The organism is Saccharothrix sp. NPDC042600 (assembly GCF_040647305.1).
In the GTDB taxonomy this organism is placed as follows: Bacteria; Actinomycetota; Actinomycetes; order Mycobacteriales; family Pseudonocardiaceae; genus Actinosynnema; species Actinosynnema mutabilis.
The window spans coordinates 125,373-144,700 of sequence record NZ_JBEZBW010000005.1 but is presented as its reverse complement, the minus strand read 5'-3'; the positions used below and the strand labels follow the sequence as shown (position 1 = coordinate 144,700).

Annotated in this window: 15 protein-coding genes, 2 tRNA genes and 1 other RNA gene; 3 read left to right on the top strand and 15 right to left on the bottom strand. The window is 72.2% G+C overall.

Features of this window, described 5'->3' with window-relative positions; all coding sequences use genetic code 11:
* Positions 1 to 14: 14 nt before the first annotated feature.
* The 5 genes from AB0A74_RS06240 to AB0A74_RS06220 form a co-directional block, all read right to left on the bottom strand.
* Positions 15 to 1,157 (bottom strand): oligopeptide/dipeptide ABC transporter ATP-binding protein, encoded by a 1,143-nt coding sequence (locus tag AB0A74_RS06240; RefSeq protein WP_358247808.1) that lies wholly within the window; start codon positions 1,155 to 1,157, stop codon positions 15 to 17.
* Complete coding sequence (locus tag AB0A74_RS06235; protein WP_358247807.1) at positions 1,154 to 2,152, bottom strand: ABC transporter ATP-binding protein; 999 nt, start codon at positions 2,150 to 2,152, stop codon at positions 1,154 to 1,156. The genes AB0A74_RS06240 and AB0A74_RS06235 overlap by 4 nt, the downstream gene beginning before the upstream one ends.
* 6 nt (positions 2,153 to 2,158) lie before the next feature.
* Positions 2,159 to 3,085: an ABC transporter permease gene (locus AB0A74_RS06230; protein WP_358247806.1), complete on the bottom strand. Its 927-nt coding sequence runs from the start codon at positions 3,083 to 3,085 to the stop codon at positions 2,159 to 2,161.
* Positions 3,082 to 4,086: an ABC transporter permease gene (locus tag AB0A74_RS06225; protein WP_343935659.1), complete on the bottom strand. Its 1,005-nt coding sequence runs from the start codon at positions 4,084 to 4,086 to the stop codon at positions 3,082 to 3,084. The genes AB0A74_RS06230 and AB0A74_RS06225 overlap by 4 nt, the downstream gene beginning before the upstream one ends.
* 73 nt (positions 4,087 to 4,159) lie before the next feature.
* Positions 4,160 to 5,839 carry an ABC transporter substrate-binding protein gene (locus AB0A74_RS06220; protein ID WP_358247805.1) on the bottom strand — a complete coding sequence of 560 codons (1,680 nt, stop codon included), beginning with the start codon at positions 5,837 to 5,839 and terminating at the stop codon, positions 4,160 to 4,162.
* A gap of 230 nt (positions 5,840 to 6,069) precedes the next feature.
* On the opposite strand from AB0A74_RS06220, the gene AB0A74_RS06215 reads away from it, so the two are divergent.
* Positions 6,070 to 9,324, top strand: coding sequence for a tetratricopeptide repeat protein (locus AB0A74_RS06215; RefSeq protein WP_358247804.1), 3,255 nt, complete (start codon positions 6,070 to 6,072; stop codon positions 9,322 to 9,324).
* A 60-nt stretch (positions 9,325 to 9,384) separates the two neighbouring features.
* Here AB0A74_RS06215 and AB0A74_RS06210 read toward each other — a convergent pair whose 3' ends face one another.
* The 5 genes from AB0A74_RS06210 to ffs form a co-directional block, all read right to left on the bottom strand.
* Positions 9,385 to 9,858 carry a hypothetical protein gene (locus AB0A74_RS06210; protein ID WP_358247803.1) on the bottom strand — a complete coding sequence of 158 codons (474 nt, stop codon included), beginning with the start codon at positions 9,856 to 9,858 and terminating at the stop codon, positions 9,385 to 9,387.
* Complete coding sequence (gene recR, locus AB0A74_RS06205; protein ID WP_358247802.1) at positions 9,855 to 10,448, bottom strand: recombination mediator RecR; 594 nt, start codon at positions 10,446 to 10,448, stop codon at positions 9,855 to 9,857. The genes AB0A74_RS06210 and recR overlap by 4 nt, the downstream gene beginning before the upstream one ends.
* Complete coding sequence (locus tag AB0A74_RS06200) at positions 10,448 to 10,786, bottom strand: YbaB/EbfC family nucleoid-associated protein (RefSeq protein ID WP_343935664.1); 339 nt, start codon at positions 10,784 to 10,786, stop codon at positions 10,448 to 10,450. The genes recR and AB0A74_RS06200 overlap by 1 nt, the downstream gene beginning before the upstream one ends.
* A gap of 46 nt (positions 10,787 to 10,832) precedes the next feature.
* Positions 10,833 to 12,899 carry a DNA polymerase III subunit gamma and tau gene (locus tag AB0A74_RS06195; RefSeq protein WP_358247801.1) on the bottom strand — a complete coding sequence of 689 codons (2,067 nt, stop codon included), beginning with the start codon at positions 12,897 to 12,899 and terminating at the stop codon, positions 10,833 to 10,835.
* A gap of 31 nt (positions 12,900 to 12,930) precedes the next feature.
* An RNA gene (gene ffs / locus AB0A74_RS06190) (signal recognition particle sRNA small type) lies at positions 12,931 to 13,025 on the bottom strand.
* A 207-nt stretch (positions 13,026 to 13,232) separates the two neighbouring features.
* On the opposite strand from ffs, the gene AB0A74_RS06185 reads away from it, so the two are divergent.
* Positions 13,233 to 13,317: transfer RNA gene (locus tag AB0A74_RS06185), tRNA-Ser, on the top strand.
* 55 nt (positions 13,318 to 13,372) lie between these two features.
* On the opposite strand, the gene AB0A74_RS06180 is transcribed toward AB0A74_RS06185, so the two are convergent.
* The 5 genes from AB0A74_RS06180 to AB0A74_RS06160 all read right to left on the bottom strand — a co-directional run bounded on the left by AB0A74_RS06180 (position 13,373) and on the right by AB0A74_RS06160 (position 17,935).
* The gene (locus tag AB0A74_RS06180) at positions 13,373 to 15,763 is read right to left on the bottom strand and encodes an endonuclease/exonuclease/phosphatase family protein (RefSeq protein WP_358247865.1); all 2,391 of its coding nucleotides are present in this window, start codon (positions 15,761 to 15,763) and stop codon (positions 13,373 to 13,375) included.
* Positions 15,764 to 16,177: 414 nt separating this feature from the next.
* Positions 16,178 to 16,262: transfer RNA gene (locus AB0A74_RS06175), tRNA-Ser, on the bottom strand.
* 78 nt (positions 16,263 to 16,340) lie between these two features.
* Complete coding sequence (locus AB0A74_RS06170; protein ID WP_343935671.1) at positions 16,341 to 16,901, bottom strand: RNA polymerase sigma factor; 561 nt, start codon at positions 16,899 to 16,901, stop codon at positions 16,341 to 16,343.
* A 99-nt stretch (positions 16,902 to 17,000) separates the two neighbouring features.
* The gene (locus AB0A74_RS06165; RefSeq protein ID WP_358247800.1) at positions 17,001 to 17,450 is read right to left on the bottom strand and encodes a nucleoside deaminase; all 450 of its coding nucleotides are present in this window, start codon (positions 17,448 to 17,450) and stop codon (positions 17,001 to 17,003) included.
* The gene (locus tag AB0A74_RS06160; RefSeq protein ID WP_343935673.1) at positions 17,447 to 17,935 is read right to left on the bottom strand and encodes a tRNA adenosine deaminase-associated protein; all 489 of its coding nucleotides are present in this window, start codon (positions 17,933 to 17,935) and stop codon (positions 17,447 to 17,449) included. Before AB0A74_RS06160 ends, AB0A74_RS06165 begins: the two co-directional genes overlap by 4 nt.
* Positions 17,936 to 18,024: 89 nt before the next feature.
* Here AB0A74_RS06160 and AB0A74_RS06155 point away from each other — a divergent pair, with 89 nt between their 5' ends.
* Entirely contained in the window at positions 18,025 to 19,260 is a 1,236-nt protein-coding gene (locus AB0A74_RS06155; RefSeq protein WP_358247799.1) for a M20 family metallopeptidase, read from the top strand.
* The last annotated feature ends 68 nt before the right edge of the window (positions 19,261 to 19,328 follow it).

Genomic DNA, 19,328 nt, shown 5'->3' with positions numbered 1-19,328 from the left:
CGCGGCCTCGCGTCCTACGGGTTGAGCACCTCGGTCACCGAGGACGGCCCGATCAGCGGCACGTCGGGCGAGATCCCGCCCTCCTCCACCAGCACGGTCTCCACCTCGTGCGGCCGGATGCGACCGGCCTGGATGTCCTCCGCCCAGTGGCACGCCACCTTGTGCCCAGGCCGCACCTCGCGCAGCACGGGCCGGTCGGTGGCGCACTTCGTCTCCTGCTTCCACGGGCACCGGGTGTGGAACCGGCAGCCGTTCGGCGGGTTCGCCGGCGACGGCAGGTCACCGGTGAGCAGGATCCGCTCGCGCCGGTCCTCGACCTCCGGGTCGGGCACCGGGATCGCCGAGAGCAGCGCCTTCGTGTACGGGTGCAGCGGCTCGGCGTAGAGGTCGTCCGAGGACGCCTCCTCCACGATCCCGCCCAGGTACATCACGCCCACCCGGTCGGAGATGTGCCGCACCACGGCCAGGTCGTGCGCGATGACCAGGTAGGTCAGGCCGAACTGCTCCTGCAGCTCCTCCAGGAGGTTGACCACCTGCGCCTGCACCGACACGTCCAGCGCGGACACCGGCTCGTCGGCGATGATCAGGTCGGGCTCCACCGCCAGCGCGCGGGCGATGCCGATGCGCTGCCGCTGGCCGCCGGAGAACTCGTGCGGGTACTTCCGCAGCGAGGTCGAGGGCAGGCCCACCGCCGCGAGCAGCTCGCGCAAGCGCTTGCCGGTCGCCTCGCGGCCCTTGTCCAGGCCGTGCGCCCGCAGGCCCTCGACCAGGATCGACTCCACCGACTGCCGCGGGTCCAGCGACGACATCGGGTCCTGGAAGACCATCTGGATCCGCCGCCGCATCTTGCGCAGCGACTCGCCCTTGAGCTCCACCAAGTCCGTGCCGTCGAACACGACCTTGCCGCCGGTGGGCTCCACCAGCCGCAGCATGCCGCGCCCGAGCGTGGACTTGCCGCAGCCGGACTCGCCGACCAGGCCGTAGGTCTCGCCGCGCCGGATCTCCAGGTCCACGCCGTCCACGGCGTAGACGTGGCCGACCGTGCGGTCCACGATCAGACCGCGCTTGATCGGGAAGTGGACCTTCAGGTCCTGCACCGAGACCAGCGACCCCCCCACGGGCGCGTCGGCGGCCGTCGGCTCGACTGCGGCGGTCATGCGGGCACCTCCTGTGCGGCGGGCGTTCCCGGCAGCACCGGGTTGTGGCAGCGCAGCGACCGCCGGTCCTCCTGCTCCAGCGCGGGCGTCACCTGACGGCACACGTCCAGCGCGTTCGGGCAGCGCGGCGCGAACGCGCAAGCGCTGTCCCAGGGGATGTTGTCCGCCACCGAGCCCTTGATCGGCACGAGCTTCTCGCCGCGCGCCGCGTCCAGGCGCGGGATGGAGGCCAGCAGGCCGTGCGTGTACGGGTGGCGCGGCTCGGCGAACAGCTCGTGCCGCTCCGCCCGTTCCACGACGCGACCGCCGTAGAGGACGTTCACCTCGTCGCACAGCCCGGCCACGACGCCCAGGTCGTGCGTGATCATGATCAGCGCGGTCCCGGTGTCCTGCACGAGCTCCTTGAGCAGGGCCAGGATCTGCGCCTGGATGGTCACGTCGAGCGCGGTGGTCGGCTCGTCGGCGATGAGCAGCCGCGGCCGGCACGCCAGCGCGATCGCGATCAGCGCGCGCTGCCGCATCCCGCCGGAGAGCTGGTGCGGGTACTCCGAGAGCCGCCGGGTCGGGTCGGGGATGCCGACCTTGTCCAGCAGCTCGGCCGCCTCGACCATCGCCTTCTTGCGCGGCATGTCGCGGTGCCGTTCCAGCACCTCGGTGACCTGGAGGCCGATCGGGATCACCGGGTTCAGCGACGACAGCGGGTCCTGGAACACCATGCCCAGGTCCCGGCCGCGCCGGTCCCGCATCTCCCGGTTGGACAGCTTCAGCAGGTCGGTGCCCTCGAACCGCACCGACCCGGTCACCTTGTTGCCGCGCGCGGGCAGCAGGCCCATGATCGCGAGCGAGGTGACCGACTTGCCGCAGCCGGACTCGCCGACCAGGCCCACGGTCTGCCCCGGGTCGACGTCGAAGGAGACGCCGTCCACGGCGCTGAACGGTTCGGTGCCCCGGCGCTGGAACACCACGCGCAGGTCACGCACTTCGAGCAAGGCCACAGCGGATCACCTCCGGTTCTTCGGGTCGAGAGCCTCGCGCAGCGACTCGCCGAGCAGCGTGAAGCCCAGCGCCACGATGATGATCGCGATCGCCGGGTAGTAGGCCAGCTCCGGCTTCACGTCGATGTAGCGCTGGGAGTTGCCCAGCATCAGGCCCCACTCCGCGCGCGCCGGGTCGGGGTCGCCCAGGCCGAGGAACGACAGCGACGCGGCCTCGATGATCGCCGTGGCCAGGGTGAGCGTGGCCTGCACGATCACCGGGCCCAGCGAGTTGGGCAGCATGTGCCGGAACACGATCGTCTTGCGCTTCACGCCCAGCGCCGTCGCCGCCAGCACGTGGTCGCTGTGCCGCTGCGCCAGCATCGCGCCGCGCAGCAGGCGGGCGAAGATGGGCACCGTGGTCACGGCGACCGCGATGATGACGGTGGTCTGGCTGCCCCGGCTGGCCAGCGCCGCGATGGAGATGGCCAGCAGCAGGCTCGGGATCGACAGCATGATGTCGGTGAACCGCATCAGCCACGAGTCCACCCAGCCGCCGAACGCGCCCGCCGCGCCGCCGATGACCATGCCGAGCACCAGGCCGATGAGCGTGGCGCCGACACCGACGACGAGCGACTGCTGCGCGCCGACGAGCAGCCGGCTGAAGAAGTCGCGACCCAGCTCGTCGCTGCCCAGCACGAACCCGGGCATCGCGCCCGGGATGTTGTCCGGGCGCAACTGGTCGAGCAGCTCCGGGTACCGCTGGTAGGGGTCCTTCGGCACGATGAACGGCGCGATCACCGACAGCACCAGGAACACCAGCACGATCACCGCGCCCAGGATGGCGACCGGGCTGCGCGACATGCGCTTGAGCGCGTCCGCCGCGAGGCTCGTGCCCGCCGACTCGGCGAGGGCGTCGACCTTCTGCTTCTTGCGGTTCAGCAGTGTGGTCATGATGTCCGCACCCTCGGGTCGATGATGGCGTACGAGATGTCCACCAGCAGGTTCACCAGCACGTAGACCACGGCCGCGAGCAGCAGCAGCGCCTGCAGGCGGGGGTAGTCGCGGCGCTCGATGCCCTGGGCCAGCAGCGACCCGAGCCCGCCCCACACGAACACGCGCTCGGTCAGCACCGCGCCGCCGAGCAGCAGGCCCGTCTGGAGGCCGATCGTCGTGGACACCGGCAGCATCGCGTTGCGCAGCACGTGCCTGCGCCGCACGATCGTCGCCTGGAGGCCCTTCGCGTTGGCGGTGCGCACGAAGTCCTCGTTGAGCACGTCCAGCACGGACGCGCGGGTGATCCGGACGATCACGGCGAGCGGGATGCTGCTCAGCGCGATGGCGGGGAGCACCAGGTGCCACAGGGCGTCGATGGAGGCGTCCCACTCCTGGGTGAGCAGGCCGTCCAGCACGGCGAAGTTCGTGACGTGCGTCGGGTCGATCGTGACGTCCTGCCGGCCCGACGGCGGGAACAGCGCCAACTCCTGGGCGAAGACCTGCTTGAGCAGGATGCCGAGGAAGAACACCGGGACGGCGACGCCGACCAGGGTGCCGATCACCGTGAGGTTGTCGAGGAAGCGACCGCGGTAGCTCGCCGCGAGGTAGCCGAGCGGGATGCCCAGCACGACGGCGAACAGCAGCGCCGCGATGGACAGCTCGATCGTCGCGGGCAGCGCCCGGCCGATCTCGGTCATCACCGGCTCGCCGCTGATCAGCGAGCTGCCGAAGTCCCCGGTCAGGGTGCGCCCGAGGAACTTGAAGTACTGGATGATCAGGGGCTGGTCGAGCCCGAGCACCTTGTTCAGCGCCTCGATCTTCTCCGGGGTCGCCTTGTCGCCGAGCAGCGCGCCGGACGGCCCGCCGGGCAGCGACCGGAGCCACGCGAACACCAGCAGGGAGAGGATCAGCAGCGTCGGGATCGCCTGGAGCAGGCGACGGACTATGAATCGCAGCATGATGGAAACCCCTTGGACAGCAAGGTGGTGGCGCCCGGGTCACGAGCGCCACCACCTGCACTGACCAGTCGGATCAGCCCTTGCTCACCGTGTCGAAGCGCTCGTCGGTGAGCGGGCTGGGCACCAGGCCCGAGATCTTGCTGCTCACGACGATCGCCGGCGGGGAGTGGGAAACGGGCACCGCGGGCAGGTACTTGCTCATGATGTCGCGGTTGACCTGCTTGTAGGCGTCCGCGTGCTTGGTCTGGTCGACGACCGCGTCGGCCGCGGCCAGGGCGTCGAACAGGTTCTTGTCGTCGAAGCCGAACTCGGCCTTGGCGCGACCGAAGAACGTGCCGATGAAGTTGCCGGCGTCGTTGTAGTCACCGGTCCAGCCCAGCAGGTGCAGGTCGTGCTTGCCGGCCTTCTGGACGTCGTCCTTGTAGCCGCCGTTCCACGGGCGGGACACGATCTCGACGTTGATGCCCGCGGCCTTCAGGTCGTCCGTGATCACGGCCGCGATCTCGGTCGGGTTCGGCATGTACGGGCGGCTGACCTCGGTCGGCACGAAGAACTTCAGGGTCAGGCCGGTGGCGCCGGCCTGGGCCAGCAGCTCCTTGGCCTTGTTGACGTCGTACGGGTACTTCTGCACGTCGTCGGCGTAGCCCGCCACCGTCTTCGGGTGGAACTGGGTGGCCACCTCGGCGCCGGCCGGGAGCTTGGTCTTGACCAGCTGCTCGCGGTTCACGGCGTAGGCGATGGCCTGGCGCACCCGCAGGTCCTTCAGGGCCGGGGTGTTCGCGCCGTTGATGCCCAGGTACAGGATGTTGAACGCCGGGCGCGGCGTGACGTTGAAGCCGTCGGACTTCAGGGTGTTGTAGTCCGCCGGGCTCGGGTAGTCGTAGCCGTCGATCGTGCCGGCCTTGAGCTCCTGCTTGCGGGCGTTCTCGTCCGGGATGATCTTGAAGATCAGCTTGTCGAGCTTGGCCTTGTCACCCCAGTAGTCGTCGTTGCGGACCAGGGTGATGGTCTTGTTGGCCTTGTCGAACTTCTCGAACTTGAACGCGCCGGTGCCGGTCGGGTGCTCGGTCGCGTAGGCCGGGTAGGTGAACGAGTCGCCCGACTGCTGCACGGCGTCGGCGTCGTACTTCTTCAGCGCGTCGGGGCTGGAGATGGAGAACGACGTGAGGCCGAAGGCGGCCGGGAACGCGCCCTTGTAGGCGTTGAGGTTCAGGACCGCGGTGCCCTCGTCCTTGGCCTCGCAGGACTTGTAGAGCGGCTCGCCGGCCGCGTCGCCCTCGTTCTTGGCGAAGCCGCCGAACACGTCGCCGTAGTAGATCATCTGGCTCTGGGCGGCGGCGCCCTTCATGTTGAACCAGCGGTCGAAGTTGAAGCAGACCGCGGCCGCATTGAACGGAGTGCCGTCGTGGAATTTCACATTTTTCCGCAGTGTGAACGTCCACGACTTGCCGTCCGGGCTCGGCTCCCACTTCTCCGCGAGGCCGGGCGCCAAGTCCGCCGAACCACGCTTGTAGGTGATGAGCGTGTCGTACATCTGGCGGATCGGGCGGAAGCTCTCACCGTCGTCGTTGAAGATCGGGTCGAAGTTCTTGGGCTCGCCTGCGGCCCCGAAGACCATCGTCCCGCCGGTCTTGCCGGACCCGGAGTCTCCACCACGCTCGGATTGCGCGCAGGCGGACAGTGCGAGGACGGCGGCGCCGGTCAGGCCGATCGCGGCCGTCCAGCGGCGCCGAGCCGTTCGGGAATGGACCATCAAACACCCCTTGGGAAATCCGGGATCTCTCGGTGTGGTGTCGGACCCTAACCGTTGTGCGCAACCCTTCCGCAGTAAGGCAGGTCACGATCCGGCCACGTGGATCGGCATTCTCGTACTTCCGGCGCAGGTTCGCTGACCCAACGTGACGACGACCGATCCTTCAAACGCTCTCCTACGCTGTACAACGGACAACAGAAACCCGTGCGCGGGAGGGGAGGTCGGGACGGGTGGGCCCTCAGGTCGAGTTCCGCGTCCTCGGGCCGTTGCAGGTGCTGGTCGACGGCGAGCACGTGGTCGTCCGCGCAGGTCGGCAGCGGGCGCTGCTGGTGTCGCTGCTGATGCGCGCCGGCGCCGGCGTGTCGGTGGACGAGCTGGCCGAGCACGTGTGGGGCGCCGAACCGCCGGCCCGTGCCCGCGGCACCCTCCAGACCTACGTGATGCGCCTGCGGCAGGTCCTGGGTCCGGCGGTGCCGATCCGGACCGTGCCCGACGGTTACCTGATCGACGTCGACGAACGCACGATCGACGTCGTCCGGTTCGAACAGATGGTCGAGGAGGGCGAGCAGGAGCGGCTCGCGGGCCGGCTGGAGCCGGCGTCGGCGATCTTCACCGCGGCGCTCGGGCTGTGGCGGGGGCCGGCGATGGTGGACGTGCCGTCGGAGGTGCTGCACCGCGACGAGGTGCCCCGGCTGGGCGAGCGGCGGCTGCACGTCGAGGAGCGGCGGGTCGAGGTCGAGCTGGAGCTGGGTCGCCACGCCGAGCTGATCCCCGAGCTGTCCCGGCTGACCAGCGAGCACCCGCTGCGCGAGCGGCTGTGGTCGCAGCTGATGACCGCGCTGTACCGGTCGGGGCGGCAGGCCGACGCGCTGCACGCGTACAAGCGGGTCAGCGACCTGTTGGCCGACCAGCTGGGCATCGACCCCGGTGACGAGCTGCGGCGCGTGCACCAACAGGTGCTCGGCGGGTCGCTGGAGGCGTCCGGGTCGGCCGCGCCGGCGCGGCGGGACCGCGTGGTGCCGTCGCAGCTACCCGCGGACATCGGCGACTTCGTGGGCCGTGAGCAGGCGGTTCACCTGATCGAGGCGTTGTTGCGGACGGCACAGGGCGTGCCGGTGGTGACGCTGGCCGGCCCGCCCGGGGTGGGCAAGACGGCGTTGGCCGTGCACGCGGCGCACAAGATGCGCAAGTACTTCCCGGACGGCCAGCTCTACGTGAACCTGCGCGGGTACGCCCCGGGCCCGCCGCTGAGCGCGGTGGACGTGCTGCCGCGCTTCCTGCGGGCGCAGGGCGTGCCGCCGGAGTCGGTGCCGCTGGACCAGGACGAGCAGGAGGCGATGTTCCGGTCGCGGCTGACCGACCAACAGGTGCTCCTGGTGCTGGACAACGCGGCCAACGCCGAGCAGATCCGGCCGCTGCTGCCCGGGTCGCCGGGCTGCGCGGTGCTGGTGACCAGCCGCGACACGCTGCGCGGGCTGGCGGTGAGCCACGCGGCGTCCAACGTGCGGCTGGACGTGCTGGACCGGCAGGAGGCGCGGTCGCTGCTCGCGGGCATGCTCGGCGACGACGTCGTGGCGGAGCAGTCCGAGGCCGCCGAACAGCTGGCCGAGCTGTGCGCGCACCTGCCGCTGGCGCTGCGGATCGCCGCGGCCAACCTGCTGTCCCGGCCGGAGACCACCATCGCCTCCTACGTGGAGGAGCTGCGGGCGGGCAACCGGCTCGCGGCGCTGGCCGTCGAGGGTGACGAGCGGGCGGCCGTGCACGCGGCGTTCGACCTGTCCTACACGGCGTTGAAACCGGAGCTGGCGTCGCTGTTCCGGCTGCTCAGCCTCGCGCCGGGGGACATCACGCCGGACATCGCCGCCGCGCTGGGCGGCCTGACCACGCAGGACGCGCGCCGCCGGCTGGACCGGCTGGCCACGGCCAACCTGGTGGACAACCACGCGCCGGGCCGCTACCAGTTCCACGACCTGCTGCGCGACTACGCGGCCGAGCGGCTGGCGTTCGAGGACGACCCGGCCGAGCGCGCGCAGGCCCAGCGGCGGCTGCTGGACTGGTCGATCCGGTCGGTGGACAACGCGACCGACGCGGCGAAGTCCAGCATGCTGCGGCTGCCGCGCGAGTCGGTGGTGGTGGGCGTGACGCCGCGCGTGTTCGCCACGGCGGCCGAGGCGCTGGCCTGGCTGGACACCGAACGGGCGAACCTGGTGGCCATGGTGCTGCACGCGGTCGACCGGGAGCCGGACCGGGACTGCTGGCAGCTCGCGGACGCGTTGCGCCGGTACTTCTACGGCCAGGGCCTGCCCGCGGAGTGGCTGGCGGTCACGAAGGCCGGGCTGTCGGTGGCGCAGGCGATCGGCGACCCGGTGGGCGAGGTGGCGATGCTGTCCTCGCTGGGCACGCTGTACTGGACGATCGGGCAGCACCGGGTGGCCGTGGACTGCTTCCGCCGCGCCATCCCGATCCAGCGGCGGGCCGGGGCCGCGCCGGCGGCCGAGGCGGCGGTGCTGATCAACCTGGGCGGCGTCTACATCGACACCGGCGAGCTGGAGCAGGCCGCGGACTGCCTGGAGCGGGCGCTGGTGATCACCCGCGAGATCGGCGCGCTGCAGCAGGAGGGCGTGGCCCTGATCAACCTGGGCGGGGTGTACCTGCAGCTCGGGCAGCTCGACCGGGCGGTGTCGTCGTTCGAGGGGTCGCTCGACGTCGGCAACCGGCTGGGCGTGTGGATCACCCAGGCCGACAGCCACCGGGCGCTGGCCGAGGTGCACCTGTTCCAGGGCCAGCCGGAGCGGGCGGCGGAGCTGTACCGGCGGGCGGTGGACCTGTACGAGCGGTCCGGCGCGCGGGGGTTCGTGCACATCCCGCACGAGGGCCTGGCGCACACGCTGAACATGCGCGGCCGGTACGCGGAGGCCATCGAGGAGGCGTCCAAGGCGCTGGAGATGGCCGAGCAGCTGGACAACCTGAAGGGGGCGTGCGACACCAAGAACGCCCTCGGCGAGGCCCTGCACGGCGACGGGCGGCACGCGGAGGCCGTGGAGCTGCACACCGAGGCGCTGCGGATCGCCGAGGAGAACGGCTACCCGTGGGGCATCTGCGCGGCCCGGCGCGGGTTGGCCGTGGCGCACCGGGCGGCGGGCCGGCTGGACGAGGCCCGGTACTCGGCCCAGCAGGCCCTGGACAGCGCCGTCCGGTACCGCCTGAAGCTGGCCGAGGTGGACGTGCTGGCGTTGCTGGCCCGGGTGCGGCTGGACCAGGGCGACGTGCCGCAGGCGCTGGACCTGGCCCACCGGGCGCTGGACCGCAGCCGGGCGACCGGGCAGCGGTACGTCCAGGCCCGCGCGGCGCACGTGGCGGGGGACGCCTACGCGGCGGCGGGGTCCCCCGACGAGGCGCGGGGGCTGTGGACGATGGCGCTGGAGTGGTTCACCGCCATCGGCAGCCCGGACGCCGAGGTCGTGCGGGCGGCGCTCAGCCGGTGAGTGCCGGGTGATCGCTCAGCCGGTGGGTGTTCAGCCGGTGGGTGCTCAGCCGGTGGGTGCTCAGCCGGTGAGGACGATCCGGTCGGCGCGGTCCTTGGTGCCGTCCACCGCGAACCAGCCCCGTTCGAAGGCCTGCCAGCGCTCCAGGTGCCCCCGACCGGCCTCGCCGTCCCGCGCGACGGCCCGTTCGAGCCGTTCCCGCGCGTCGGGCAGCTCGACCCAGACCGCCTCGTCCAGCTTCGGCGCGATGGACCGCCGGGCCGCCGACACGCCCTCGATGACGAGCAGGTCGGGCGGCTCGACCGTGACCCACTCGCCGAGGCGCGGCCGGCCCTCGCTCCAGTCCATGCGCCGGTAGCGGGCCGGGCGGCCCGCCCACAGCGGTTCCAGCACGTCGGCGACCAGGCGCGGCCACCACGACACCGGGTCGTCCCAGGTCGCGAAGTGGTCGGTCGGCACCACGACCCCGCCGAGCGTGGCCGCGAAGGTCGACTTGCCCGACCCCGAGGGGCCGTCGACGGCGACGAGCCTCACATGCTGCGCCGGCCGGACAGGGCCCGGCCGAGCGTGAGCTCGTCGGCGAACTCCAAGTCACCGCCCATCGGCAGCCCCGACGCCAGGCGCGTCACGGTCAGGCCGGGGAAGTCGCGCAGCATCCGCACCAGGTAGGTGGCGGTCGCCTCGCCCTCGGTGTTCGGGTCGGTGGCGATGATGATCTCGTTGACCTCGGTGCCGATCCGGGTCAGCAGCTGCCGGATGCGCAACTGGTCGGGACCCACCCCGGACAACGGGTCCAGCGCGCCGCCCAGCACGTGGTAGCGGCCCTTGAACTCGCGGGTCCGCTCGACGGCCAGCACGTCCTTCGGCTCCTCGACCACGCAGATCAGGCTCAGGTCGCGGCGCGGGTCGCGGCAGATGCGGCACGTCGCCTCGGCGGAGACGTTGCCGCACACCTCGCAGAACACCACGCCGTCCTTGACCTTCTGGAGGGCGTCCTGGAGCCGGGAGATGTCGGCCGGGTCCGCCCCGAGGAGGTGGAAGGCGATGCGCTGCGCGCTCTTGGGACCGACGCCCGGCAGGCGGCCGAGTTCGTCGATCAAGTCCTGGACGGGCCCCTCGTACATCAGCCGAACAGCCCGCCGAGGCTGTCCAAGCCGCCCATGCCGGAGGCCAGCGGCCCCATCTTCTGCGCGGCCAGCTCCTGCGCGGCGCGGTTGGCGTCGCGGACGGCGGCCACGACCAGGTCGGACAGCGTCTCCACGTCCTCCGGGTCGACCACCTTGGGGTCGATGTTCAGGCTCTTCAGCTCGCCGCCACCGGACACGACGGCGGTCACCAGCCCGCCGCCCGCGGTGCCGGTCACCTCGGCCTCGGCCAACTCCTGCTGTGCGGCGGCGAGTTGCTGCTGCATCTTCTGCGCCTGCTGGAGGATCTGCTGCATGTTCGGCCCACCGGGTTGCACCGCGGGTTCCTCTCCTCTGGGGTTTGCCACCAGCGTAGTCGCGCGCTCAGCTCTTCAGCGGTCGCGCGCCCAACTCGTCGGCGAGCAGCTTGAGCACGACCTGCTCGGGGTCGAGCTGATCACCGGCGTCACCGGGCCGGGCGGCCTCGGCGAGCATCTCCTCCTCGTCCACCGGCTCCGGCGGGAGGGGTTCGTCGGGCTCCGGCGGCTCGGGCGGCGGCGGCACGTCGTCCACCGGCGCGGACCGGCTCGGCGGCTGCCGGAGCTCCTGCGCCCGAGCGGCCTGGCTGGGCCGGGTGGGCGCGGGCCGCTGCTCGCGCTGGGGCGTCGGACGCGGGGCGGCGGCCTGGTTGGGCGCGCCGTGCACGCACCGGACCTGCCACGACCCGCCGAACACCTGGCTGAACGCGCTGGCGATGGCGTCCACGGTCCGCGGCTCGGCCAGCCGCCGGGCCAGGGGCGCGGAGGAGTGGGTGATCGTGACGGAACCGCTGTCCACCTCGGCGACCGTCGCACCGCTGGTCAGCAGGGCACTCGCGCTGGGCCCCGCGAGCCCCTTGACGATCGAGCACAACTCGGCCCACCGCCTGCGCACCTCGCCGACGTCGACCCCGCCCGCGGCTGACGCCGGTGCGGCGGGGGCGGGTGCGGGCGCGGCGGCTTGCGCGGGTGCGGCCGGCGCCGCGGGCGCACTCGGCGGGACCTGCTGGATGGGCGCGGTCGGCGGCTCGGGCCGGCTCGGCGCGGCCTGCTCAACGAGCGCTGCCTGCTGAACCGGTGCCGGCTGCTGAACTGGTGCGGCCTGCTGAACGGGTGCGGTCGGCGGCTCGGACCGCCGCGAAGGCCTCTGGAACGTCCGCCCACCCTCAGCCGGCACACCACCCGCGACAGCCCCGGTCGCCACAGGCGCAGCACCAGTCGGCACCGCGGCCCCGGCCTGCACCGCACCCGCCGGCGGGCCGTGCTTCTCCAGGCGCTCGACCCGTTGCAGCACCGCCGACTCGGCGTCGCTCGCCGACGGCAGCAGCATCCGCGCCGACACCAGCTCCAGCAGCAACCGCGGCGCGGTGGACCCGCGCATGTCCGTCAGCCCCTGGTGCAGCACCTCGGCCCACCGCGTGACCGTCGCCGGCCGGGTCGCGTCCCGCTGCGCCAGCATCTTGGCCAGCACGTCGTCCGGCACGTTGACCAGCCCGCGCTCGCCCGCGTCCGGCACCGCGTGCAGCAGCACCAGGTCGCGCAACCGGTCCAGCAGGTCGGAGGCGAACCGGCGCGGGTCGTGCCCGGCGTCGACCAACCGGTCGATCGTGCCGAACACCTTCGCGCCGTCCTCCTCGGCCAGGCCGTCCACGACGTCGTCGATCAACGCCACGTCCGTCACGCCGAGCAACGCGATCGCCCGGTCGTACTTCACCCCTTCGGGGCCCGCGCCGGACAGCAGCTGGTCCATGACCGACTGCGTGTCCCGCGCCGAACCCCCGCCCGCCCGGATGACCAGCGGGAACACCGACGGCTCGACCGCCACGCCCTCGGCCGCGCAGTTGCGCTCCAGCAGCGCGCGCATCGCCGACGGCGGGATCAACCGGAACGGGTAGTGGTGCGTCCTCGACCGGATGGTGGGCAGCACCTTGTCCGGCTCGGTGGTCGCGAAGATGAAGATCAGGTGCTCCGGCGGCTCCTCCACGATCTTGAGCAGGGCGTTGAAGCCCTGCGTCGTGACCATGTGGGCCTCGTCGATGATGAACACCCGGTAGCGCGACTCCGCCGGCGCGTAGAAAGCCTTGTCGCGCAGCTCGCGGGCGTCGTCCACACCGCCGTGGGACGCGGCGTCCAGCTCCACCACGTCCACGCTGCCCGCGCCGTTGGGCGCGAGGCCGATGCACGAGTTGCACTCGCCGCACGGGTCGGGCGTCGGCCCGTTCACGCAGTTCAGCGACCGCGCGAGGATCCGTGCCGAAGACGTCTTGCCGCAGCCGCGGGGACCGGAGAACAGGTAGGCGTGGTTGACCCGACCGGCGGCCAGCGCCGTGCGCAGCGGGTCGGTGACGTGCTCCTGCCCGACCACCTCGGCGAAGGTGGCCGGTCGGTACTTGCGGTAGAGGGCGAGCGCCACGCCGCAGACCCTACCGAAGGGGTCCGACAGAAGAAGGGGACCCCGTGCACCCGCCAGAGCCCACTTATCCTTGCTGCCTTCCGGCCCTGGGGAGGTTCATGGGATGTGCGCCGCACGAGGTCCACGGCAAGTGTAGCCGAGGGTCAGCGGAGCGTTTCCACCACCACCCCGCGCGGACCGGCGCGGCCACCACGACGCTGTCCGCACCCGCGTGCCGGGCCCCGTCGGACGCCGCCGTCGAACGCGCCGGCCGCCGTGCCCGTCGAGCAGCCCCAAGGACGCGATGACCACCCGTTTTGGGGACCGGAAGGTGCCTCCGTTAGACTCCTCGGCGGAGGATTCGCATAGCGGCCTAGTGCGCACGATTGGAAATCGTGTTGGGTTAACCCCCTCACGGGTTCAAATCCCGTATCCTCCGCAGAAAGCGGCCCCGCCCGGATTTCCGGGCGGGGCCGTTTCGCGTTGTCGCCGGGTCAGCCCCGCACGCACTCCGCGAGGTCCTCCAGCAGGTACACCATGCGGTCCACCTGAGGGTTCCCCGTGCTCGGGCGCAGCTTGACGACCTGCGGGTCGTGGTCACTGGCCTGGTCGGCGAACTCGGCGTTGATGTGCACCACGTCGTAGCGGTACCGCGTGATGTTCGAGCTGATCAGGATGTGGTCCAGCGTCTGCGAGTTGCCGTCGAAGACGTAGCTGTACCGCTCGGCCTCGGGCAGCGTGGAGATCAGGTCCACGACCGTGCCGTCCGCCGTCAGCGTCTTCACCGTCGGCGAGAACTGGTAGTCGTTGATGTCACCCGCGAGCACCACGTTGGCACCCCGGTCGACCGCCTTCACCTGGTCCACGAACGCCCGCAGCGCCGCGGCCTGCTTGAGCCGCTGCACCTCGGAGGACCGGTTGGGCTCCTGGTACCGGCCGTGCAGGGCCTGGTCGCCGCCCTTGGAGTTGAAGTGGTTGCCCACCACGAACACCGTGCGACCGCGGAACTTGAACTCGCCCGCGAGCGGCTTGCGGCTGTTCGCCCAGGCCGGGTTCGTCGGGTCGATGCGGCCCGGCGACACCGACAGCGCGGCGCGGCCGTGCTCGCGGACCACGGACACCGGGGTCGTCGCGTCGCCGCCCGTGCGGTCCACGAAGGACACCCGCGCCGGGTTGAACAGGAACGCCACCCGGATGTTGCCGCCCGGCTCGCCGCCGTCGGTCTTGTTCTGCGGGTCGATCTGCCGCCAGTCGTAGCGCGGGCCGCCCGCCGCGACGATCGCCTCGGTGAACTTGGCGAACGTCTGGTCCGCCGCGACCGTGCCGTCGTCGGTGGCGCCGTTGTTGTCCTGGATCTCCTCCAGCACGACGACGTCCGGCGAGGCGAGGTTGTCCACGACCGCCGCCGCGAGCCGGTCGAACTTGGCCTGCGGGTTGGTCGCGGCCAGGTTCTCCACGTTGTAGGTGGCCACGGACAGCTCGTACTGGCGCGCCGCGTCGGTGGCCTCCGGCTGGATGCCGCCGGACACGTGCTCACCGACCGACTTGGTGGCCAGGGTGTAGCCGCCGAAGTTGGTGTACTCGACGTTGCCGACCGTCGCGCCGCGCCACACGTCGCCCACGTTGGACGCCTTCGGGGTGGCGCTGCCCGCCTTGACCTTGATCCGGCCGCTGTTGGGCTGGTCGTAGCCGAGGTAGACGGTGCCGCCGCGCGGGGTCGGGTTCTGGTCGGGCCGGGTGGTGATCCACGTCTCGCTGAAGCTGTTCGTCGGGCCGACCACGCGAGCGTCGTCGACCTGGACGTACATGCCTTCGAGGGACTCGTAGTAGTCCTGGCCGTACTTGGAGGGCTCCAGCGGCAACGTTTCAATGCTGCCGCCGCCCGCGGTGGGGGTGAACCCGTCCGGCGGGGTCAGCACGACCGGGGCCGGCAGGGCGTTGCCCTTGGACAGCACGGTGACCGTCGCGCCGGTGATCTCGGTGAGCGTCTGGTTGGCGTTGGACGCGTTGTCGCCGCCCGGCCGGTACTCCGCGACGGTGCCGCTGACCAGGACAAAGTCGCCCGGCTCGACGGTCGGCGCGAGGCCCGCGGTGTAGACGAACACGCCCTCGCTGGTGCGCGGGTCGGCGTCCGGGGCGGTGTCCTGGATCCAGAAGCCGCGGTCGCCGGTGGCGCGGGTGGCCGTGACGACGCCGGGGACGCCCGCGACCTTCGCGCCGGTCAGCGGCGAGAGGCGGGTGGTGCCCTGGACGTCCCGGATCCGCTTGTCACCGGGCTGCGGCCCGGGGTCCGGGTCGCCGGCGCCCTGGCCCTTGGAGTTCACCGGGGTGGGCGCGCCGATCGTGAAGTCGGCCGCGTTGTCGTCGGTGTCGGTCGGGGTGGGGCGGGCGGCGGACGTGGTGTTGCTCAGGTTCGCCGTCGGGGTGGTCTCGCGGACCACCGTGGCCGAGCCGTAGCCGACCAGGTCGCGGACGCGGGCGTCGGCCGCGCAGTCGGCGGCGGTCTTGCAGGTGAGCGGCTCGGTGCCGGTCACGAGCGCGACCGTGCCGCCGGTGGCGGACATCGCGATGGCGCCGGTGACGTCCGGGGCCGGCAGCGGCACCGTGCCGCCGGAGCCCTGCGCCTGGGCGACCAGGAAGCGCTTGCCGGGCTCGACGGCGCCGGTGAGCGGCGTGGCCTGCCACTGGCTGCCCGCGCTCGCGCTGCCGGGCAGGTACTGGACGCTCCACCCGGCGAGGGCGACCGGGCTGTCGCCGCGGTTGGCCAGCTCGACGAAGTCGCGGGTCAGCGTGGCGCCCGAGTTGCCGCCACCGCCGTACACCTCGGCGATGAGCGCATCGGGGCTGGGCGCCGCGGTGGCGGGCGCGACCAGGGCCAGGGACACGGCCGAGGCGGCGGTGACCGCTAACCCGACGCGGAGCGGGGTGGGTCTCAACGGATCCTCCGGAGAAAAGTTGGCGGGTCCGCGCATCCTCCCCGGATCGGATGAACTTCGGTAGAAGGCGTCACTAACTGTTGACCCTCCACGGGCACACGCTGGCGACATGGGTCGGGGTGTGATCACCCACAGGGCGGATTGCCCGTCTTCACTCGAACGTGTGTTCGAACATGGGGTAAGCTCGATCACGTGCCAAGCCGGTGGCCCTCCCAGCGCCGGCGGGGCGCGACGCACACGACGGGGCGCCGCCCGCCTGACGAGGCGGCGCGGTGCCCCCGAAGGTCGCACCTTGACAAGACCAGAGCGCAAAAGCCGACGGGGCCCGTTCCGCGATGATCGCGAACCGGGCCCCGTCGAGAGCGGTGGCGGTGGGATTTGAACCCACGGAGGCTTGCACCTCACACGCTTTCGAGGCGTGCTCCTTCGGCCGCTCGGACACGCCACCGCCGAGAACAATACAAGACCGGGGCACCCGCCCGTCACCGGGGGGTCGCCGGCGTCGTCGGGAGGTCGTCGCGGCTGGTCACCGCCACACCTTCATGACCTCCGCCAGGCGCACCCGGGCCCGCGCGAGCCGACCGCGCACCGACTCCTCGCTGGCCCCCACCACCAGCGCGATCTGGGCGTAGGAGAGCCCGTCCACCTCGGCCAGCAGCCAGGCCGCCCGCTGCGGCTCGGGCAGCCGGCGCAGCGCCAGCCGCAGGGCCGCCACGGCGGCCACCACCTCCGCCACCGCGGACGGGTCGCGGGGCACCTGGCCCGACCCGACCGGCGTGACCCCGAAGTCCGGCAGCTCCCCCACCGGATCGGTCCTCCGCCGCCGCAGCACCCCGAGGCACTCCCGGTAGGCCACCCGGAACAACCAGGTCCGCACGGCGGCCGGCTCGGCGAGCGAGTCGAGCCGCCGCCACGCCGTGGCGAACACCTCCTGGGTCACGTCCTCCGCCTCGGCCCGGTCGCCCAGCAGGCGGACGGCGAACCCCAGCACCCGCCCCTGGTACCGGCGGACCAGCACCTCGAACGCGGCGAGGTCGCCCCGGGCGACCCCACCCGCCAACACGGCGTCCACGCTGTCTACCGACACGCAACCGATCGTCGCAGCGCGCACTGCGGCCCGCCGATCAACGGCTTCCCCCGTGCGGGCTATTTCCGCCCCGCCCGGCTCGCGGCCCGGTGACCGCGATCACATGTCGGCGAAGAACGACTCCATCAGCGCCGCGCACTCGTCCGCCAGGACCCCGCCCACCACCTCGGGCCGGTGGTTGAGGCGGCGGTCGCGGACCACGTCCCACAGCGAGCCGACGGCCCCGGTCCGCGGCTCCCAGGCCCCGAACACCACCCGGGCCACCCGCGAGAGCACCAGGGCGCCGGCGCACATCGTGCACGGCTCCACCGTCACCGCCAGGGTGCAGCCGACCAGCCGCCAGCCGTCGCCGAACACGGCCGCCGCCGCCCGCAGCGCCAGCACCTCCGCGTGCGCGGTGGGGTCGCCGAGGGCCTCGCGGGCGTTGCAGGCCCGGGCCAGCTCCACGCCGTCGGGGTCGTAGACGACCGCGCCGATCGGCACGTCACCGGTGCGCGGGGCCAGCCGGGCGACCTCCAGGGCGGACCGGACCAGGTCTTCGTCGCTCACGCCTGGATGGTGTCCAGCAGCTTGGTGAACTCGTCGCCGAACCCGCAGCGCTGCGCGATCATCTGCAACTGCTCGTCGGGGTACAGGTCCACCTCGTCCACGATCACCTGCAGCTCGTGCTGCGGCATCCCGAGGTCGGCGAGGATCGCGAGGTCACCCTCGGGCCACAGCTCGTCGTCCTCCTCGTCGGGCGGGTCCACCCGCAGGAGGTCCAGCACGTCGGCGGCGATGTCGTAGTCCAGGGCCGCGGCGGCGTCGGAGAGCAGGAGCGACACCCCGCCCGGCACCGGCCGCAGGACGATGAAGAACTCGTCGTCCACCGCGAGCAGTCCGAAGACGGCACCTGTGGAGCGCAGTTGGCGCAGCTCGGTGATGGCCGCGTCGAGCTCGGACAGCGCGGAGCTGTCCATCCTGCTGCACCGCCAGCGGCCGTCCTCCCGGACCACCGCGACAGCGAAGCCGTTGACCGGCTCCTGGTGTGCCATGTGCACACCGTAGGGCCACCGGACCGCACCCGGTAGCACGGGGGCCTCGGCTCCGGGCGTCGGGGACCGTCCGGTGCCACTATCGAGGGATGAGCACAACTCTGCCGAACGCACAGACGACCACTTCCGAGCCCCGGTTCACCGGGCTCTCGGAGGCCGCACGCGCGCTCCAGCCCAGGACGGTAGCGCTGCGCAGGCAGGTGCACCGGCACCCGGAGCAGGGCCTCGACCTGCCCGCGACGCAGGCGGCGATCCTGCACGCGTTGTCCGGGTTGCCGTTGGAGATCACGACCGGCAAGTCCACGTCGTCGGTGGTCGCGGTGCTGCGCGGCGCGCAACCGGGGCCGTCGGTGCTGCTGCGCGGCGACATGGACGCGTTGCCGCTGCAGGAGGACACCGGGCTGTCGTACGCGTCCGAAGTGGACGGTTCGATGCACGCCTGCGGGCACGACACCCACGTGGCGATGCTCGCGTCGGCGGCGCGGCTGCTCAGCTCGCGGCGGGAGGCGCTGTCCGGGCAGGTCGTGTTCATGTTCCAGCCCGGCGAGGAAGGGCACCACGGTGCCCGGCACATGCTCGACGAGGGCGTGCTCGACGCGGCGGGCGCGCCGGTGGAGAAGGCGTTCGCGCTGCACATCACCTCGACGCTGCAGTCCGGCGTCGTGGTGTCGCGGCCCGGGCCGACGATGGCCTCGGCCGACACGTTCCACGTGACGTTCACCGGCCGCGGCGGCCACGGCGGCATGCCGCACGACGCGCTCGACCCGGTCCCGGCCGCCGCCGCCCTGGTCGGGGCGCTGCAGACGCTGGTGGCGCGGCGGGTGAGCGTGCACCACCCGGCGGTGGTGACGGTCGGCCACATCAAGGCGGGCACGACCACGAACATCATCCCGGAGACGGCCCTGGTCGAGGGCACCGTGCGAACGCTGTCCGAGGAGACCAGGGCGTTCGTGCTGCGGGAACTGCCGAAGGTCTGCGAGCACGTCGCCGCCGCGCACGGCTGCACGGCGAAGGTGGAGATCGTGCCCGGCTACCCGGTGACGGTGAACGACGACGAGGTGGGCCCGCGCGTGGGTGAGGTGACCGCGGCGGCCCTGGGCTCCCGCTGGTCGGCCCCGATGGACGACCCGCTGATGGGCGCGGAGGACTTCTCGTACGTGCTCCAACGAGTGCCGGGCGCGATCGCCTTCCTGGGCGCCTGCCCGCGAGGCGTGGACCTGTCCCAAGCCGAGCCGAACCACTCAAGCCGAGTCCTGTTCGACGAGGCGGCGATGGAACACGGCGTGGTCGTCTACACCGCCTTCGCCCTGGACGCGCTGCGCTGACCACCCGTGGGGCGCGGCAACCTCCACCCCCGCGCCCCACGGGCCGGCGCACCCCCACTGATCACCAA

What these genes read in the sequence shown, in the direction of transcription:
- AB0A74_RS06240 (WP_358247808.1), bottom strand. Translation starts at nt 1,157, where the DNA reads ATGACCGCCGCAGTCGAGCCGACGGCCGCCGACGCGCCCGTGGGGGGG.
- AB0A74_RS06230 (WP_358247806.1), bottom strand. Translation starts at nt 3,085, where the DNA reads ATGACCACACTGCTGAACCGCAAGAAGCAGAAGGTCGACGCCCTCGCC.
- AB0A74_RS06225 (WP_343935659.1), bottom strand. Translation starts at nt 4,086, where the DNA reads ATGCTGCGATTCATAGTCCGTCGCCTGCTCCAGGCGATCCCGACGCTG.
- AB0A74_RS06220 (WP_358247805.1), bottom strand. Translation starts at nt 5,839, where the DNA reads ATGGTCCATTCCCGAACGGCTCGGCGCCGCTGGACGGCCGCGATCGGC.
- recR (WP_358247802.1), bottom strand. Translation starts at nt 10,448, where the DNA reads ATGTACGAGGGGCCCGTCCAGGACTTGATCGACGAACTCGGCCGCCTG.
- AB0A74_RS06160 (WP_343935673.1), bottom strand. Translation starts at nt 17,935, where the DNA reads ATGGCACACCAGGAGCCGGTCAACGGCTTCGCTGTCGCGGTGGTCCGG.
- AB0A74_RS06155 (WP_358247799.1), top strand. Translation starts at nt 18,025, where the DNA reads ATGAGCACAACTCTGCCGAACGCACAGACGACCACTTCCGAGCCCCGG.